Origin of the sequence: Branchiibius cervicis, from assembly GCF_042661605.1 — a bacterium.
GTDB classification, from domain to species: Bacteria; Actinomycetota; Actinomycetes; order Actinomycetales; family Dermatophilaceae; genus Branchiibius; species Branchiibius cervicis.
Map to the genome: position 1 here is coordinate 2,720,863 of NZ_JBHSWJ010000002.1, position 18,449 is coordinate 2,739,311.

Consider the following 18,449-nt stretch of genomic DNA (forward strand, 5'->3'; position numbering starts at 1 on the left):
GGGGCCGGCTGGGTGCGCGCTACGTGCGCGCTCACTCCCACTCGATGGTGCCCGGCGGTTTGCTGGTCACATCCAGGACGACCCGGTTGACCTCGGCCACCTCGTTGGTGATCCGGCCGGAGATCCTGGCCAGCACGTCGTACGGCAACCGGGTCCAGTCCGCGGTCATCGCATCCTCACTGGACACCGGGCGCAGCACGATCGGGTGACCGTAGGTGCGACCGTCGCCCTGGACTCCCACGGAACGTACGTCGGCCAGCAGCACCACGGGGCACTGCCAGATGTCGCGGTCCAAGCCCGCGGCCGTGAGCTCGGCGCGGGCGATGGCGTCGGCGCGGCGCAGGATGTCCAGCCGCTCCTGCGTGACCTCGCCGATGATCCGGATACCCAGCCCCGGGCCGGGGAAGGGTTGGCGGGCGACGATGGTCTCGGGGACGCCGAGCTCGCGGCCGACCTGGCGGACTTCGTCCTTGAACAGCAACCGCAGCGGCTCCACCAGGGAGAACTGCAGATCGTCGGGCAGACCGCCCACGTTGTGGTGGCTCTTGATGTTGGCCGCGCCGGTGCCGCCACCGGACTCGACAACGTCGGGGTAGAGGGTGCCCTGGACCAGGAATTTCACCGGGTGCTCTTCGTCACCGCGGTCGTGCACGATGTCGCGCGCGGCCTGCTCGAAGGTGCGGATGAACTCGCGGCCGATGATCTTGCGCTTGGTCTCCGGGTCGCTCACCCCGGCCAGCGCGCTCAGGAACTGCTCACGGGCATCGATGACGACCAGGTCGACGCCGGTGGCCTTCACGAAATCCTGCTCGACCTGCTCGGCCTCACCCTCGCGCAGCAGGCCGTGGTCGACGAAGACACACGTCAGCCGGTCGCCGATCGCCTTCTGGACCAGGGCCGCTGCGACGGAGGAGTCGACGCCGCCGGACAGCGCGCAGATCGCGCGGGCATCACCGATGTCGGCCTTGGCCTGGGCCACCAGTTCCTCGACCATGTTGGCGGGGGTCCAGTCCGCGCTCAGTCGGGCACCGTGCAGCAGGAAGTTCTCCAACACCTGCTGACCGAACGTGGAGTGCAGGACCTCCGGGTGCCACTGCACGCCGTACAACTGTCGGTCGTTGTCCTCGATCGCGGCCACGTCGGCACCGGGAGAGGTCGCCGTCACGGCCAGCCCTTCGGGGGCTTCGGACACCGAGTCACCGTGGCTCATCCAGACCGACTGGGTGTCCGGCTGACCGTTGAAGAGCGTCGACTCGGGGCGCACGGTGGCCTGGGTCGCGCCGTACTCGCGCAGACCGGTCCGCTCCACCGTGCCACCGAGGGCTTTGACCATGGCCTGGAACCCGTAGCAGATGCCGAAGACCGGCACGCCCGCCTCCAGCAGCGCCTTGTCCAGACCCGGCGCACCGTCGGCATAGACCGAGGACGGGCCACCGGACAGCACGATCGCCGCCGGCTGTTTGGCCAGCATCTCGGCGACCGGCATGGTGTGCGGCACGACTTCGCTGAAAAGGTTGGCCTCACGGACGCGGCGGGCAATCAGCTGCGCGTACTGGGCACCGAAGTCGACGACGAGGACGGGATGGTCCTGCAGGGGCGCTGTCACTGCTCCAGTTTACGGGCCTCGATGCCGTCCAGTTCGCGCTTCACCGTGCCGCTGACGCGGTGCTCGACGTAGAAGGACAGGAAGGGTACGACGCCCGCCAGGATCACGCCGACCATCCGGGGGATGTCCCAGCGCATCTTGAAGCCGAGGTTGGCGGTGGCCGCGACGTAGATGATGAACAGGATGCCGTGCGGTTGCGGCCACCAGGCCAGGGCTTCGTTCTTGAAGCCGTAGTGCAGGATCAGTTCGGCGACCAGCAGCAGCAGACCGATACCGACGATCACCGCCATCACGCGGAAGAACGTCAACGCGGTGCGCGCCTTCGGGACGTCGATCAACTGGATGCGGTCGAGCTCAGACACTGGCATTTCTCTCCTCGGGATCGGGCACATTCTCCCCCGCCGCCTTCAGTGCCTGCTCATCGCGGTAGTCATCACGCACCATCCGCCACCACATGTAGACCGCGAACGCCGCGAACAGCCACCACTGGATCGCGTAGCCCAGGTTGCGGATCTGCAGACCGCCGCTGGCGGGCTCCGGAGGCGGGAAGGTCCGGATCGGTGCGGCTGTGGCGACCGGCTGCTCGCTGGTCGCGAAGATGAACGCGTTGTAAAGCTGGCCACCCCACTGGTTGGCGAAGACAGCCAGGTTGACGCTGCCGACCTGGCCCGCGGGATACGTGCCGTCAGCGGGCGATTCCCCGGGCGCGAGTTCGCCTTCGACGCTCACGCTGGAGGTGCCGGTGCTCGGGGCGGGCGCACTCGGCGTACTCACGAAGCCGCGGACCACCGCGATCCGGGCGTTGCTGCCGTCGGCGACCAGCGGCGTCACCACCCACCAGCCGTCCGTGCCGTCCAACACCCGTCCGGCGACCAGGACCTGATGCTCGGGGTCGTAGTGGCCACTCACCACGACCGGTCGCAGCGAACCGTCGGCGGGGAAGTCCTGATGGGGCTTGATGTAGTTCTGCAGGGTGACGCGCGTCGTGTTCGCCTCGTCCTGCATAGCGTCATGGGCGCCCTTGGTATGGGCGACGCCGAACTGCCACAGCCCCAGCCAGATGAAGGCGATGACAACGATCACCAACGCGGCGAACCAGCCCAGCCACTTGGGCTTGAGGGCGGTCCGCAGCATGGTTTCTAGGGTACGTCGGTCGCGTGGGGGCCCTTACCTCGCCGATTCGTGACGAAACCACCACACGTCGCTGCTCCCCCGGCCGCCAGCACCACGATTCGCGACGAAACCACCACACGTCGCTGCTCCCCCGGCCGCCAGCACCACGATTCGCGACGAAACCACCACACGTCGCTGCTCCCCCGGCCGCCAGCACCACGATTCGCGACGAAACCACCACACGTCGCTGCTCCCCCGGCCGCCAGCACCACGATTCGCGACGAAACCACCACACGTCGCTGCTCCCCCGGCCACCACCACCACGATTCGCGACGAAACCACCACGATGTCCCTGCCCCCGCGGCCACCACCACCACGATTCGCGACGAAACCACCACACGTCGCTGCTCCCCCGGCCACCACCACCACGATTCGCGACGAAACCACCACACGTCGCCGCGTCCGCGGCCACCACCACCACGATTCGCGACGAAACCACCACACGTCGCTGCTCCCCCGGCCACCAGCACCACGATTCGCGACGAAACCACCACACGTCGCTGCTCCCCCGGCCGCCAGCACCACGATTCGCGACGAAACCACCACGATGTCAACCGGCGGCGCGTCGCCCCGGGAAGTACCTGATCCACTCGTCGCTGCGGATGCGCACCGCCATGCCGTGCCTGCGCTGGATCGACACGAGTTGTTCCAGCAACGCTCGCGGCTCTTCCCACAGGTCGCTCTTGGTGTAGGTCAGGACGGTCCACCCCTGATCGGTGAACCACCGCCGACGCTTCGCATCCCGCTCCCGGGCCTGCGGCGTGGAGTGATAGTCCTCGCCGTCGTACTCGACGCCGATCTTCGCCCGATAGGCAAGATCGAGCTCGTAGCGGGTCCGGCCATCGGCGTCGCGGAACTCCACACTGATCAGTGGTTCCGGCAGACCGGCGAGCACGATCAGCATCCGCAACCGCGTCTCCCTCGGCGAGCGGACACCGCGTCGGACCAGGGCAGCCGCGCGCCGCGCCAGCCGACATCGTGCGCCTCGCCACTGCGCCGCGCGCTGCACCAAATCTTCCGGTCGACACTTCGCCGCCCGCACCAACGAGTCCCCGAGGACGACGAGATCTACGAGATCCAGCACGGTCGCCAACTCGCAGAAGGTTTGCGCGGGGCTCGTGATCCGCCGTCCGTCGAGGAGCACGACCTGATCACTGGAAACGCTGCGCACCTCGACTCCGTCCAAACGCAGACGCCGATGCCCGGGAAGGTTCAACGTCACCATGGGCGAGTCCGGCACGATGCCACGCCACAAGCGAGCGGCGCTCTGTCTGGCCACGACCGTCTCCGGCGGAGCAACCAGGAGCGCCGCGTCCAGTCGCAGCGCTTCGGTCACGGGGTAGCTGCTGTCCGCGTAGACCCGATGTCCAACGCGTCGATAGGCACGGCCACCGAGCATCGCGTCGGTGATCCCGGCAGCGTTGGCTTCGGAGCGCGTGATCAATCCGAATCTGCGTCTGGGCACGGCATCATTCACGGGCCCAGCGTGATGCACGCGGCGCGGACGTGCGCGACGCTATCCACAGGTTCGATCAGCCGTCCGCCGTCCGCGAGACGGTGCCACCCCGATCTGCGACGAAACCGCCACGAGTCGCCGCCCGTGCAACCACCCGCCACCGCGATGTACGACGAAACCGCCACACGTCGCGCCCGAAAAGGATTTGCCGGACCCCACCCTCGTGCACCACGGTGATCTTCGAAATGGAAAGACTCCCCTTCGCCGATCCCGGCATTCCCGATCTGCGCGGTCCGTGGCGCTTCCTGGCCCGCATCTGGCGTGGTCAGATCCGCTCCCAGGTTCTCGGCGCCGTGATGGGCAGCATCTGGATGCTGTGCGCCGCGCTGACCCCGGCCGCAGTCGGTCGCGCGATCGATCAAGGGATCGTTCCGCGCGATGGTGCCGCGTTATTGCGTTGGTCTGCAATTGTTTTCGCCCTTGCGGTGATTTCCGCCGGCACGGGTGCGCTGCGCCACCGGTACGCCGTGGAGAACTGGTTGCGCGCCTGTTTCCGCACGATGCAATGGCTGGGCCATCACTCCGCGGACACCGGGGCCGCGCTGACCCGGGCGATGCCGACCGGCAAGGTCGTCGCCGGCATCGCCTCCGACGCCCCCACTATCGGCAGCAGCTTCGATGTCGCCAACCGCTTCGCCGGGGCCATCGTGTCCTACCTGGTGGTCGCGGTCATCATGCTCACCACGTCGCTGCGGTTGGGGCTGCTGGTGCTGCTCGGCGTACCCGTCCTGCTGGCCTCCCTCTCCCTGGTGATGAAACCGCTGCAGCGCCGCCAGGCCCAGCAACGCGAGGCGTCCGGCCGGCTCGTCGAGCTGGGTGCCGACACCGTCGCGGGCCTGCGCGTGCTGCGCGGCATCGGCGGTGAGGCCACCTTCCTGGAGCGCTACCGCGACCAGTCCCAGCTCGTACGCCGCCGCGGCAACCAGGTCGCTGGGTTGCAGTCCACCTTGGATGCGGCCCAGATCCTGCTGCCCGGACTCTTCACGCTGATCGTGACCTGGTTCGGCGCTCACGCGGTGCTCGACGGCGACCTGCAGGTGGGCCAGCTCGTCGCCTTCTACGGGTACGCCGCGTTCCTGGTCCTGCCGCTGCAGACCGCAACCGAGTTCGCCGGCAAACTCACCCGCACCCACGTCGCTGCCCACAAGGTGATCGCGGTCCTGCAGGTGCGCAGCGACTCCGCTGGCGACGTGGCCATCACCAGCCTCCCCGACGAGCCCGGCGTATTGCACGACCCGACCTCCGGATTGACCGTCACACCAGGCACATTCGTCGCCGTCGTATCCGCACGCCCCGAGGAATCCGCCGCGTTGGCGGACCGGCTGGGCCGCTTCGGGGCCGAGCGCACCGAGGTGACGTTCGCCGGTACGCCGATCGCGGACGTGCCGCTGGGCCAGGTGCGTGACCGTGTGGTCGTCTCCCAGATCGACCCCGCACTCTTCACCGGCCGGCTGCGCGAGGAGCTCGATCCGTGGGAGCGCGCCAGCGATGCACGGGTGCGCGAAGCACTGCACGTCGCGAGTGCCGAGGACATCCTGGACGCGGTCGACGACGGACTGGATGCGCAGGTCGAGGAACGCGGCCGCACCTTCTCCGGCGGTCAGCGCCAGCGCCTCACCCTCACCCGCGCCCTGCTCACTGAGGCGCCGATCCTTGTCCTGGTCGAGCCCACCAGTGCCGTCGATGCGCACACCGAAGCCCGCATCGCCGGTCGGCTGGTCACCGAACGCGCCGGTCGCACCACGGTGGTGATGACCGCCAGTCCGCTGCTGTTGGATCACGCCGACGAGGTCGTATTGCTGCAGGACGGCCGGGTGACCGCGCGCGGACGGCATGCTGACCTGCTGCGGCACCACTCGGCGTACCGCCGGGTCGTCGTGCGGGGGGACGAATGACGGACACCACGCGGCGTACGCTGCCGGTCGCCACCCCGCGCCAGGTGCGCAACCACACGCTGACTCTCATCCGCGAGCATCGGGGCTTCCTCGCGCTCGTGGTCGGGCTGCAGGGGCTGGCCGCCCTGGCGGCGCTGGTCACGCCGTGGCTGATGGGGCGGTTGCTGGACGATCTGACGGGCGGCACGACGTACGCCACCGTCAATCGGATCGCGCTGGCTTTCCTGGGGGCGGTGCTGGTGCAGACGGTGCTGGTGTGGTTCGCGCGGCGGGCGGCATTCGTCATGGGCGAGGACGTGTTCGCCCGGCTGCGCGAGCGCTACGTCGAGCGCGTGGTCGAGTTGCCTCTCTCGACGGTGGAACGGGCCGGGACAGGTGACCTGGTCGCGCGCACGACCAACGACGTGGAGGCGTTGGCGTACGTCGTGCGGTACGGCATCCCTGCCCTGTTCGTGGGCGCCGTGACGGTCACGTTGACGTTGATCGTGGCCCTCGTGGTCAATCCCCTGGTCGCCGTCGGGTTGTTGGCCGGCATCCCGATGATGGTGCTGACCACGCGTCGCTATCTGCGGTTGGCGCGCGACCGCTACCTGCGCGAGCGCGCGAGCTATGCGGTAGGTAACGCCGTTGTCACCGAAACCGTCGAGGGCGCAAGGACATTGGACGCGCTGTCACTGCAAGGGCGCGCACGCGACCGGATCGACGCGAGCATCGCCGAGATGTTCGACGCCGAGCTGGGCACCCTGGCGCTGCGACTGCGGTGGTTCCCCTCGATCGACCTCGGGGTCCTCGGTCCGGTCGCGGTGGTGTTGCTCTGGGGCGGCTGGTTGGTCTTCGAAGGACACGCGACGATCGGCCAGGTCACCACGATCGTGCTGTACGCGCAGGCCCTGTCCGGCCCGGTCGATGAGTTGCTCGGGTGGCTGGACGAGATCCAGGTCGGTGCGACGGCTTTGTCGCGGGTCATCGGCGTGGAGGAGGTCCCTGCCGACCGGATCGCGACCGGTGCCCAGCCGACGTCGGACCAGATAGCCGCGGACGACGTGCGCTACGCCTACCGCGCGGGTCGCGATGTGCTGCACGGGGTTTCGTTGCCGCTGCAGCCCGGTGAGCGACTGGCGATGGTGGGTCCCTCCGGTGCCGGCAAGTCGACGTTGGGCCGATTGATGGCCGGCATCGACGGACCCCGCGCGGGTTCGGTGACGGTGGGTGACGTGCCGTTGGTCGATCTGACCCTGCCGGTGCTGCGCGGTGAGGTGGCTCTGGTCACCCAGGAGCATCACGTCTTCGTGGGCACATTGCGCGACAACCTGCTGCTCGCCGCGCCGACCGCTTCTGATGAGACCCTGCGGACGGCGTTGTCCTCCGTGGACGCTGCGGTGTGGGCCGGAGCGCTGCCGGACGGCTTGGACACCGCGGTAGGTGCCGGCGGCCACGGGCTGACGGATGCGCAGTCACAACAGCTGGCGCTGGCCCGCCTGGTGCTGGCCGACCCGCACACGTTGGTGTTGGACGAAGCGACCTCGCTGCTCGATCCCCGAGCGGCCCGTCACCTCGAGCGGTCACTGAACGCGGTCGTCACCGGACGAACCGTCGTGGCCATCGCGCACCGCCTGCACACCGCCCACGATGCCGATCGGGTCGCGGTGATCGAGGACGGCCGGATCAGCGAACTCGGGTCGCACGAAGAGCTTCTCGCCAAGGAGGGCTCGTACGCCGCGCTCTGGCGGGCCTGGCGGTCGGAGGAAGGTGCCTAGTCCCGGATGGGTAGTGCCCGATGTGTGACGAAACCACCACAAGTCACCCCTCACCTGCCGGGGCGGCACCACGATCCGTGACGAAACCACCACACGTTGCCGCCGGGCACACGAAACGGCGATCGTCCCCTCGCAAGGCAACGACCGCCGTACGTACTGATGGGATCAGGCGACCGGCTGCAGCGGTCGGATCTTCGGCATCCCCAGATCCGTGCCCGGCACCCGGTTGGGCTTGACGTCCAGACGTTGGTACGCCGATCCCTGGGCCGGGCGCTGATCCTCCTCGCCCTTGGCCGGCCACATCGCCGCAGCCCGCTCGGCCTGCGCGGTGATCGTCAGCGAGGGGTTCACTCCGAGGTTGGCCGAGACGGCCGATCCGTCGGTCACGAACAGCCCCGGGTAGCCCCACACCCGGTGGTAGGGATCGATCACGCCCTTCTCGGGAGAGTCCGAGATGACCACGCCACCCAGGAAGTGCGCGGTCAGCGGCTTGTTGGCCAGCTCCGCCCAGTTGGTGCCGGCGATGGTCTTCTTGCCGGTCAGCTGCGCCAGCTTGTCCGCCATGACGCGGGCGGCAGCATGCCCCTGCGGCAACCAGGTCGGGTTCGGCGCACCGTGACCCTGCTTGCTGGTCAGCTTGAAACCACCGGTCAGCTTCTTCTTCGCCGACACCGTGATCGAGTTATCCGAGACCTGCATGACCAGGCCGATGATGGTGCGCTCACTCCAGCCCGGCCCGAGCGGCCCGGCCATCAGCAGCTTGACCGGGCTCTTGGCCAGTTCCACCCCGAACGCCGCGAACCGCGCCAGCGCCCCACGACCCTCGCCGTCGACCATGCCGGCGACCAGCAGCTTCATCGCGTTGGAGCCCTTGCCGTAGCGGCAGTTCTCCACGTGCGTGGTCTCATCGACGTGGAAGGAGGTGGTGATCGCGACCCCCGTCGTGAGGTCCACGCCCTCGGGCACGGTCATCGTCGCGGCACCGGCCAATTCCTCGGAGTTGGTCCGGGTCAGCACGCCCAGGGCGTCGGACAGCTTGGGCAACCTGCCGGAGGCCTTCATCGCGTGCAGCAGCTGCTGCGTGCCCCAGGTCCCCGCGGCCACCACGACGTGCCGCGCTGTCACCGACTTCTCCTTCTTGGCGGTCCACGCACCGGTGCGCTGCGTCGTGACCCTGAATCCCTCTGTCTCACCGAGGGCTTCGAGACTGGTCACGGTCCGCATCGGCTCGATGACCGCCCCGGCCTTCTCCGCGAACGCCAGGTAGTTCTTCATCAGCGTGTTCTTGGCGCCCACGCGGCAGCCCACCATGCAGTTGCCGCACTCGGTGCAGCCGGTGCGGGCCGGCCCTCGCCACCGAAGAACGGGTCCGCGACGGTCTTGTCCGGCTCACCGAAGAAGACACCGACCGGCGTCTTGCGGAACGTGTGACCGACGCCCATCTCCTGCGCGGTGTCCTTCATCAACTGCTCGACCGGTCCCCAGCAGGGGTTCTCCTCCACGACGCCGAGCATCTTCTTGCCGGTCTCGTAGTGCGGCGCGAGCTCTTCCTCCCAGTCGGTGATGTGCCCCCACTGCTGGTCCTTGAAGAACTCCGACGGCGGCTTGTAGAGGGTGTTCGCGTAGTTCAGCGAGCCGCCGCCGACCCCGGCGCCGGCCAGGATCATGACGTTGGGCAGGACGTGGTAGCGCTGCACGCCGTACAGCTTCAGCCCCGGCGCCCACAGGTATTTGTTCAGCCGCCAGGAGGTCTTGGCGAAGTCCTTGTCGGCAAAGCGCCGCCCGGCTTCGTAGATCAGGACGGAGTAGCCCTTCTCCGCCAGGCGCATCGCAGAGACAGCGCCGCCGAATCCTGACCCGACGACGACGACGTCGTAGTCGTAATCCGTTGTCACGAAAGCCTCCCCAGCTTCATAGCCCGCAGTCCGACCGACATGGTCTTGGCCCACAGCTTCTCCGGCACACCGAACGACGGCGCGATCGGCATGACGTGCTGGGCGGCGACGTTCTGCGATTCGGTGTACTTCACGATGCCCTCGGAGCCGTGGCGACGGCCCAGGCCGGATTGGCCCATCCCGCCCATCGGGGCGCCGTTGCTACCCCAGGCAGCGACGTAGCCCTCGTTGATGTTCACGGTGCCGGCTTTGATCTGCGCCGCGATCTGCCGCCCGCGCAGAACCCGCTTGGTCCAGACCGACGCGTTCAGGCCGTACTCGGAGTCGTTGGCGAAGTCGATCGCCTCCTTGTCCGAGGACACCCGGTAGATCGAGACCAGCGGACCGAACGTCTCGCACCGCCGGCAGGTCGCCGAGTCGGGCACGTTCGCCAGCACGGTGGGCTCGAAGAAGTAGGGACCCAGGTCGGGTCGCGCCTTGCCACCGGCGAGCACCACCGCACCGTTGGCCTTGGCGTTCTCGACGTGGTCGACGACTGTCTTGAGCTGGTTCTTCGAGATCAGCGAACCCATGTCGTTGCCCCAGTCCAGGTCGGACCCGAGCTTCATCGCCTGCACCTTCTTGACGAAGAGCTTGGTGAATTCGTCGGCCACACTCTCGTGCACGATCAGCCGCTCGATGGAGATGCACAACTGACCGGCCGAGGAGAAGCAGGCCCGCACCGCACCGTCGGCGGCTTTGCTCAGGTTGGCGTCCGCCGCGACGTACATAGCGTTCTTGCCGCCCAACTCCATGGACGCGCCGACCAGCCGCTCGGCCGCCCGCTGCGCCACCCCGATCCCGGTCTTGGTGGACCCGGTGAACATCACATAGTCGGCCTGGTCGAGCACCGCCTGGCCGACCGTGGCACCCGATCCGAGGACCACCTGCAACAACCCGGTCGGCAGACCGGCCTGATCGATCAGCTCCACCGCGCGCAGCGCCGTGAGCGCCGACTGGGAGTCCGGCCGCAGCACCACGGCGTTGCCCGCGACCAGGGCCGGCAGCGCGTCGGTGATGGACATCGACAGCGGGTAGTTCCAGGGTGCGACGACGCCGACGACACCCTTGGGGTGGTGCAGGACCCGGGTCTGGGTGAGCACCGGGACGGCACCGAGCGCCCGGCGCGGCTTGAGGTAGTGATGCGCCCGACGTGCGTAATGGCGGCTCACCCCGGCCACGTCCATCACTTCCTCGAACGCGTTGCGGCGGGTCTTGCCCGACTCGAGCTGGATCAGATCCATCAGCTCGTTCTGGTTCTTCAGGACCAGATCGTGCAGCTTCAGCAGGAACCGGGCCCGGTCCCGCACCGGCGTGGCCGCCCACTTGCGCTGAGCCTTGCGCGCCGTCTTGTAGGCGACTTCCACGTCCTCGACGGTGCTGCCCGGCAGGGTGGCCAGCACCCCGCCGGTGAACGGGGTGACGCATTCGATCGACTCGGCCCCCGGCGAGCTGAGGACGCGACGCGCCAGCCGGGGCGCGAGATGGGGCGCAACGGCGTACGGCGGTCGGCTGGTTCGGTCGGTCGCGACCGTGTTCGTCGAGGCGACGGAGTCCTGCAGAGTCTCGGTCATGTTACGGAATAGTAAGTGACGTGGGTCACCCAGCGGTACTACACCCGCAGAAAACTCACCCGGCAGTCCCCGCGACGCTCGGAAAAGATGGCGCCCGGAAGACCTCAGGACCGCACCTATCGCGGCCCTTCCTTGTCCTCGACCTCCGCCGCCGACTCCGCTGCGCTCCGTCGACAACTCCGGCCTCAGCCGGCGTCAGGACCGCACCTATCGCGGCCCTTCCTTGTCCTCGACCTCCGCCGCCGACTCCGCTGCGCTCCGTCGACAACTCCGGCCTCAGCCGGCGTCAGGACCGCTGGTACGGCGCGACCACGACCTCGACGCGCTGGAATTCCTTGAGCTCGGTGTACCCGGTCGTCGCCATGGCGCGGCGCAGCGCACCGGTGATGTTCGTCGTACCGTCGGCGGACTGGCCCGGACCGTTCAGGATCTGCTCCAGGGTGCCCATCGTGCCGACGTAGACCTTCTCCCCGCGCGGCAGTTGCGCGTGGTGCGCCTCCGAGCCCCAGTGGTAGCCGGCTCCGGGAGCCGAGGAGGACCGGGCCAGCGCGGCACCCAGCATCACGGCGTCCGCACCGCAGGCGATCGCCTTGACCACGTCGCCGGACAAGCCCATCCCGCCGTCGGCGATGACGTGCACGTAGCGACCGCCGGTCTCGTCCATGTAGTCCCGGCGTGCGCCGGCAACGTCGGCAATCGCGGAAGCCATCGGTGCATGGATGCCCAGGGTCCGCCGCGTCGTGTGCGCCGCTCCCCGCCGAAGCCGACCAGCACACCCGCCGCGCCGGTCCGCATCAGGTGCAGGGCCGCCGTGTAGGTGGCCACCCCGCCCACGATGACCGGGACGTCGAGCTCGTAGATGAAGCGCTTGAGGTTCAGCGGCTCGGAGTTGCCGGACACGTGCTCGGCGCTGACCGTCGTACCGCGGATCACGAACAGATCCACGCCCGCGTCGACCACGGTCTTCCAGTGCTCCTGGGTGCGCTGAGGTGAGAGGGCACCGGCCACGGTGCAGCCCGAGTCGCGAATCTCCTTCAGGCGCAGGGCGATCAGGTCAGGGCGGATCGGCTCGGAGTAGATCTCCCGCATCCGGGGCAGGGCGTCGCCGGGCGGCAGCTGGGCGATCTCCTCCAGCAGCGGCTTCGGACGCTCGTACCTGGTCCACAGACCCTCGAGGTCGAGCACCGGCAGACCGCCGAGACGTCCGAACTCGATGGCGGACGCCGGTGACATGACCGAGTCCATCGGGGCGGCCATGACCGGCAGGTCGAAGTGGTAGGCGTCGATCTGCCAGCCCAGCGACACCTCCTCCGGGTCCCGGGTCCGCCGCGAAGGCACCACCGCAATGTCGTCGAAGGAAAAGGCGCGCCGTCCGCGCTTGCCGCGGCCGATCTCGATCTCAGTCACAGGACGAGGTTATCCGGCCCAGTAGTTCGGGGCCTCGACGATGCCCTGCACGTCGTGCGGGTGGGACTCCTTCAGACCGGCCGAGGTGATCCGCACGAACCGCCCGCGCGACTGCAACTCCGGCAGCGTGCGGGCACCGACGTAGAACATCGACTGGTGCAGACCGCCGACGAGTTGGCGTACGACGGCCCCCAGGGGTCCGCGGTAGGGCACCCGGCCCTCGATCCCCTCCGGGATGATCTCGTCGTCGCTGGTCACATCGGCCTGGAAGTAGCGGTCCTTGGAGAAGGACTTCTTGCCGCGGGAGGCCATTGCCCCCAACGACCCCATGCCGCGGTAGGTCTTGAACTGCTTGCCCTGGATCAGGATCAGGTCGCCGGGCGACTCCTCGCAGCCCGCGAGCAACGAGCCCACCATGACGGTCGATGCGCCGGCGACGAGTGCCTTGGCGATGTCTCCGGAGTACTGCAGACCGCCGTCACCGATGACCGGCACGCCGGCGGGCTTGCAGGCCTGAGCGGCTTCGTAGATCGCGGTGACCTGCGGGACCCCGACCCCGGCCACGACGCGGGTGGTGCAGATCGAGCCCGGCCCGACGCCGACCTTGACCGCGTCCACCCCGGCGTCGACCAGCGCCTGGGCACCTTCGCGGGTCGCGACGTTGCCGCCGATGACCTGCACGTGGCGGGTCGCGGGGTCCGATTTGAGCTTGCGGATCATGTCCAGCATCAGCCGCGCATGGCCGTTGGCGACGTCGGGGACGATGATGTCGACACCGGCATCGACCAGCGTCGTCGCGCGTTCCCACGCGTCACCGAAGTACCCGACCGCGGCGGCGACCAGCAACCGGCCCTGGCTGTCCTTGCTGGCGTCGGGGAACTGCTCGGACTTCACGAAGTCCTTGACGGTGATCAGGCCGGTGAGGTGACCTTCGTCGTCGATCAGCGGCAGGCGCTCGCGCTTGTGTTTGCGCAGCAGGGCCGTTGCCTCGTCGCGGCTGATCCCGGAGTGACCGGTGATCAGCGGCATCGGCGTCATCATCTCGTTGACCTTGGTGGTGGCCCACTCCGCCAGCGGGGTGAACCGCAGGTCGCGGTTGGTGATGATGCCGATCAGTTTGTTGTCGACGTCGACGACCGGCAGACCGGAGACGCGGTAGCGCCCGCACGTCTCGTCGAGCTCCTCCAGCGTCGCGTCCGGGCCGATGGTGACCGGGTTGGAGATGATGCCGGTCTGCGTACGCTTGACCAGGTCGACCTGCTCGGCCTGGTCCTGGATCGACAGGTTGCGGTGCAGGACACCGATACCGCCCTGGCGCGCCATCGCGATCGCCATCCGTGACTCGGTCACCGTGTCCATGGCGGCGGACACCAACGGCACCTTCAGCGTGAGTTCGCGGGTCAACTGGGCGGTGGTGTCGACCTCGCTCGGGATGACGTCCGTTTCACCCGGCAGCAGCAGGACGTCGTCGTAGGTGAGGCCCAACTGGCCGAAGTGGTCGGGAATCTCCATTACCCAATCGTACGGCGATCACGGGAGTGCTCCGGGTCACAACCGGATGGCGCCTGGCCGGGTCAGCGGGACGTGTTGGCGGCGCTCGACGAGGAGGTACTGAAGACGGACGTGCTGCTGGAACCGGACGGCGTCGACGAGCCGGTCGCCGGCGGCGAACCGGTCGTCGACGGCGTACCGCTGGTGCTCGACGACGGCGTCAGCTTCGGGGTCGCGGTCGGCTCGTCCGGGTCGCTGGACGACGAACTGGTCGGGCTCGGCGAGACGGTCCCGAAGACCGGGGCCGTGCGGGTCGGCGTACCCGAGGAAGTGGACGTGCCGGTCGGCGTGGGCTTGCCGGTCGACGTGGGCTTGCTGGACGGCGTCGTCGTGGTCGAACTCGGCGTCGGCTGGGCGGTACTGGCCGCGGACGGCGCTGCCGCACGGGGCCGGGGAGCACTCACCGGTACACCGGGCAGGTGGGTGTGGATGCTCGGCGGCACCAGGGAGGGGACGTGCGTCGCGAGGTCACGGGTCGAGTCGTCGCGCGACGTACCCGAGGTGCGGGTGGGGTCGACCGTCCACGGCGTCGAGGGATCGGTCGAGCGCGGCGGAGCGGACGACGGCGGCGGTCCGACCACGGCGGGCGCACCGGACTCACCCCAGAAGCCCTGGGTGACCTGACCCAACTGGTGCAGGACGGGCAGTTTGGTCCCGGTGACCGCAGCGGCGACACCGCCGACGGACAGCGTGCCGAGCACGACGGTGGTCGTCAGGCCGATCCGCAGCGCGCGGGAGTGCCGGGCGTGCCGACCGGCCCGCGGCAACGCCGTCGGGTTGTCGATCTCGGTGGTCCAGGACGATAGCAGCCCTGTCAGCTCGTCGCCGCGGACCCGGTTGCGAGCGCCGAGGGCGTCCAGGAGCTGGTCGTCCTCGTGGATCTGGTCGAAGGAGGGCGTCACTGATCCGCCTCCTGTTGCTTCAGCAGCGTCTCGCGCAACTTGGCCAGCGCGCGGTGCTGGGCGACCCGGACCGCGACCGCAGTCATCCCGAGGGAACTGGCGGTCTGCTCAGCGGTCATCCCGACGGCGACCCGCAGGGTGAGGATTTCGCGCTGCTGCTCGGGCAGCGTGGCCAGCAGGTCCCAGACCCGGACAGCCTCATCGGCGCTGATGGCGCGTTCCTCGGGGCCCGGCGCCAGATCCTCGACGGCCGGGAACTCCTCGGTCGGGATCGGGTCCTTCATGGCGCCGCGGCGTACATCGGCCACCTTGTTGGCGGCGATGCGGTAGACGAACGCTTCGAAGGGCAGGCCGCGGTCGGTGTACCGGGGCAATGCCATCAGCACGGCCACACACCTCCTGCGCGACGTCCGCCGCTACGTCAGTGGCCGCTGCGTACCTGCCCAGCCGCGCACGTGCGTAACGCAGCGACAGCTGGTGGACAGCGGCCATCAAATCGTTGGTCGCGACGTCATCGCCGTGCCGGGACTGCGTCACTAGATCACGCAGGGGGTCTGCGCGTTCTCCGGTGATATCGCGCCAGCGGGCGGAAGTGTTACGGAAGTGGGGTTGGATTCTGCGGCAACGTCGCCGGTCAGACGTGGTTTGCGTAGCGGGCCGAGGCTCACTGCACCACTCCTCACCGACGGGTTCGTTGGCTTCTGTTGAATGCTCAACCCTTCAACCATAGGCATGCGGACCCCTGCCTGAGCAAGTCCGCACGATTTCTTGTGTATACCCCTTCACGAGATGCGCCCGCCACTGCCGAAGCAGTGACGGGCGCCGCAGACGTTGACCTACTAGTGGCCGTGGCCGTGACCGTGACCGGCCTCAGCCTCTTCCTCTTCGGGCTTGTCGACGACCAGCGTGTCAGTGGTCAGCACCATCGAGGCGATGGAGGCCGCGTTCAACAGCGCGGACCGGGTCACCTTGACGGGGTCGATCACACCGGCACCGACCAGATCGCCGTACTCACCGGTGGCGGCGTTCAGGCCGCTGCCGACGGGCAGTTCGCCCACCTTGGAGACGGCGACGTAGCCCTCGAGGCCGGCGTTCTCGGCGATCCAGCGCAACGGCTCGACGACGGCCTTGGCCACGATGGAGGCACCGGTGGCCTCGTCGCCCTCGAGCGCAAGGTTCTGCAGCGCGGCGGCGGCGTGGACCAGAGCGGACCCGCCACCGGCGACAATGCCTTCCTCGATCGCGGCGCGGGTCGCGGAGACGGCGTCCTCGATGCGGTGCTTCTTCTCCTTCAGCTCCACCTCGGTGTGCGCGCCGACCTTGATCACGCAGACCCCGCCGGCAAGCTTGGCCAGCCGCTCCTGCAGCTTCTCGCGGTCCCAGTCGGAGTCGGTGCGCTCGATCTCGGACTTCAGCTCGGCCACGCGGCCGGTGACGTCCTCGGCCGCACCCTGACCGTCGATGATCGTGGTGTTGTCCTTGGTGACTACCACGCGACGGGCCTGACCCAGCACCTCCAGACCGACCTGGTCCAGCTTCAGGCCGACCTCCTCGGCGACGACCTGGCCGCCGGTGAGGATCGCGATGTCCTGCAGCATCGCCTTGCGCCGGTCACCGAAGCCCGGTGCCTTGACCGCGACCACGTTGAAGATGCCGCGGATCTTGTTGACGACCAGCGTGGACAGGGCCTCACCGTCGACGTCCTCGGCGATGACGACCAGCGGCTTGCCGGACTGGGCGACCTTCTCCAGCAGCGGCAGCACGTCGGCGATGGCCGAGATCTTGCCCTGGTTGATCAGGATGTAGGCGTCCTCCAGGACGGCCTCCATGCGCTCGGCGTCGGTCACGAAGTAGGCGCTGATGTAGCCCTTGTCGAACTGCATGCCCTCGGTGAAGTCCAGCTCGGTGGTGGCCGTGGCCGACTCCTCGATGGTGATGACACCGTCCTTGCCGACCTTGTCGAACGCGTCGGCGATCAGGCCGCCGATCGTGTCGTCCTGAGCGGAAAGCCCTGCGACAGAGGCGACTTCGTCACGACCGTCGACCTCACGGGCGTTGGCCAGCAGGCGGTCGTTGACCGCGGAGACGGCCTTGTCGATACCTCGCTTGAGGCCGGCGGGGGCCGCACCCGCGGCGACGTTGCGCAAGCCCTCCTTGACCATGGCCTGCGCGAGGACGGTCGCGGTCGTCGTACCGTCACCGGCCACGTCGTTGGTCTTGGTGGCCACTTCCTTGGCCAGCTGCGCGCCGAGGTTCTCGTAGGGGTCCTCGAGCTCGACCTCACGGGCGATGGTCACGCCGTCGTTGGTGATGGTGGGGGCGCCCCACTTCTTGTCGATCACGACGTTGCGGCCCTTGGGGCCGAGCGTGACCTTGACCGTGTTGGCCAGGGCGTCGACTCCGCGCTCCAGGGACTTGCGAGCCTCGTCGTTGAATTCAAGCGTCTTTGCCATTACAGATTCCTTTCGTCAACACAGGCGCCCCGGTCCCGTGGGCCCGAACATGGGCGCACGAGCCGGGGCGCTGCGTGTGAGGTTCGTCAGCCGACAACCGCGAGGACGTCGCGCGCGGACAGGATCAACAGCTCCTCGCCGCCGTACTTGACCTCGGTGCCGCCGTACTTGGAGTAGATGACCTTGTCACCCACGGCGACGTCCAGCGGGACGCGCTGGCCCTTGTCGTCGATGCGGCCGGGGCCGATCGCCAGGACTTCGCCCTCCTGGGGCTTCTCCTTGGCGGTGTCCGGGATGACCAGACCGGACGCGGTGGTCTGCTCGGCCTCGACCGACTTGACCACGATGCGGTCTTCGAGCGGCTTGATGTTCACCGACACGGTGGGACCTTCCTCTTCGATTCGTTGCGTTGGAGGGTGCGTCCGCCCCGTAGTTTCCGCCGGTTTCGCGGGGCCGCCGTCGCGGGGGTCGACCCTGGTCTGCCGTTAGCACTGTCCGAGGCGGAGTGCTAACTCTGAATCTAGGCGGGCGCTGGCACTCATGCAAGCCGAGTGCCAACCCTTTCCCGTACGCCGAGAGCGAACCCCCGCGCGCAACCCACCTCGGGCTCAGGGGCACCTTCGGTCCGGCGCCGATTTTGAGGAGATCGCGGGTTCTGAGGCCGCTGCACGCGGCAAGCAA

14 protein-coding genes and 1 pseudogene are annotated in these 18,449 nt (G+C 68.4%); 2 read left to right on the plus strand and 13 right to left on the minus strand.

All coding sequences use genetic code 11. The features are described from left to right. Positions 1 to 31: 31 nt before the first annotated feature. The 4 genes from guaA to ACFQBT_RS14165 form a co-directional block, all read right to left on the minus strand. Positions 32 to 1,606 (minus strand): glutamine-hydrolyzing GMP synthase, encoded by a 1,575-nt coding sequence (gene guaA / locus ACFQBT_RS14150; protein WP_377823600.1) that lies wholly within the window; start codon positions 1,604 to 1,606, stop codon positions 32 to 34. After that, the gene (locus ACFQBT_RS14155; protein ID WP_377823602.1) at positions 1,603 to 1,968 is read right to left on the minus strand and encodes a DUF3817 domain-containing protein; all 366 of its coding nucleotides are present in this window, start codon (positions 1,966 to 1,968) and stop codon (positions 1,603 to 1,605) included. Before ACFQBT_RS14155 ends, guaA begins: the two co-directional genes overlap by 4 nt. Then, the gene (locus ACFQBT_RS14160) at positions 1,961 to 2,740 is read right to left on the minus strand and encodes an SURF1 family protein (RefSeq protein WP_377823604.1); all 780 of its coding nucleotides are present in this window, start codon (positions 2,738 to 2,740) and stop codon (positions 1,961 to 1,963) included. Before ACFQBT_RS14160 ends, ACFQBT_RS14155 begins: the two co-directional genes overlap by 8 nt. A 589-nt stretch (positions 2,741 to 3,329) precedes the next feature. Then, the gene (locus ACFQBT_RS14165; protein ID WP_377823606.1) at positions 3,330 to 4,256 is read right to left on the minus strand and encodes an endonuclease domain-containing protein; all 927 of its coding nucleotides are present in this window, start codon (positions 4,254 to 4,256) and stop codon (positions 3,330 to 3,332) included. Positions 4,257 to 4,480: 224 nt separating this feature from the next. Between ACFQBT_RS14165 and ACFQBT_RS14170 the strand changes: the two genes are divergently transcribed. Then, a complete protein-coding gene (locus ACFQBT_RS14170; RefSeq protein ID WP_377823608.1) occupies positions 4,481 to 6,190 on the plus strand; it encodes an ABC transporter ATP-binding protein in 1,710 nt (569 codons plus the stop codon). Continuing rightward, positions 6,187 to 7,947: an ABC transporter ATP-binding protein gene (locus ACFQBT_RS14175; RefSeq protein WP_377823609.1), complete on the plus strand. Its 1,761-nt coding sequence runs from the start codon at positions 6,187 to 6,189 to the stop codon at positions 7,945 to 7,947. Before ACFQBT_RS14170 ends, ACFQBT_RS14175 begins: the two co-directional genes overlap by 4 nt. Before the next feature lie 165 nt (positions 7,948 to 8,112). On the opposite strand, the gene ACFQBT_RS14180 is transcribed toward ACFQBT_RS14175, so the two are convergent. The 9 genes and pseudogenes from ACFQBT_RS14180 to groES all read right to left on the minus strand — a co-directional run bounded on the left by ACFQBT_RS14180 (position 8,113) and on the right by groES (position 18,148). Beyond that, entirely contained in the window at positions 8,113 to 9,243 is a 1,131-nt protein-coding gene (locus ACFQBT_RS14180) for a GMC oxidoreductase (protein ID WP_417281786.1), read from the minus strand. Next, a complete protein-coding gene (locus tag ACFQBT_RS19905; protein WP_417281787.1) occupies positions 9,222 to 9,842 on the minus strand; it encodes an FAD-dependent oxidoreductase in 621 nt (206 codons plus the stop codon). Before ACFQBT_RS19905 ends, ACFQBT_RS14180 begins: the two co-directional genes overlap by 22 nt. After that, a complete protein-coding gene (locus ACFQBT_RS14185; RefSeq protein WP_377823611.1) occupies positions 9,839 to 11,455 on the minus strand; it encodes a succinic semialdehyde dehydrogenase in 1,617 nt (538 codons plus the stop codon). Before ACFQBT_RS14185 ends, ACFQBT_RS19905 begins: the two co-directional genes overlap by 4 nt. Positions 11,456 to 11,741: 286 nt before the next feature. Continuing rightward, positions 11,742 to 12,862: pseudogene (locus ACFQBT_RS14190) on the minus strand (GuaB3 family IMP dehydrogenase-related protein). A 9-nt stretch (positions 12,863 to 12,871) separates the two neighbouring features. Then, a complete protein-coding gene (gene guaB, locus ACFQBT_RS14195) occupies positions 12,872 to 14,374 on the minus strand; it encodes an IMP dehydrogenase (RefSeq protein WP_377823613.1) in 1,503 nt (500 codons plus the stop codon). A gap of 62 nt (positions 14,375 to 14,436) precedes the next feature. After that, the gene (locus ACFQBT_RS14200) at positions 14,437 to 15,315 is read right to left on the minus strand and encodes a hypothetical protein (RefSeq protein ID WP_377823615.1); all 879 of its coding nucleotides are present in this window, start codon (positions 15,313 to 15,315) and stop codon (positions 14,437 to 14,439) included. Next, positions 15,312 to 15,707 carry a sigma-70 family RNA polymerase sigma factor gene (locus ACFQBT_RS14205; protein ID WP_377823617.1) on the minus strand — a complete coding sequence of 132 codons (396 nt, stop codon included), beginning with the start codon at positions 15,705 to 15,707 and terminating at the stop codon, positions 15,312 to 15,314. Before ACFQBT_RS14205 ends, ACFQBT_RS14200 begins: the two co-directional genes overlap by 4 nt. Positions 15,708 to 16,154: 447 nt before the next feature. Next, positions 16,155 to 17,768: a chaperonin GroEL gene (gene groL / locus ACFQBT_RS14210; protein WP_377823618.1), complete on the minus strand. Its 1,614-nt coding sequence runs from the start codon at positions 17,766 to 17,768 to the stop codon at positions 16,155 to 16,157. Positions 17,769 to 17,854: 86 nt separating this feature from the next. Next, positions 17,855 to 18,148 carry a co-chaperone GroES gene (gene groES, locus ACFQBT_RS14215; RefSeq protein WP_109685981.1) on the minus strand — a complete coding sequence of 98 codons (294 nt, stop codon included), beginning with the start codon at positions 18,146 to 18,148 and terminating at the stop codon, positions 17,855 to 17,857. Between the last annotated feature and the right edge of the window lie 301 nt (positions 18,149 to 18,449).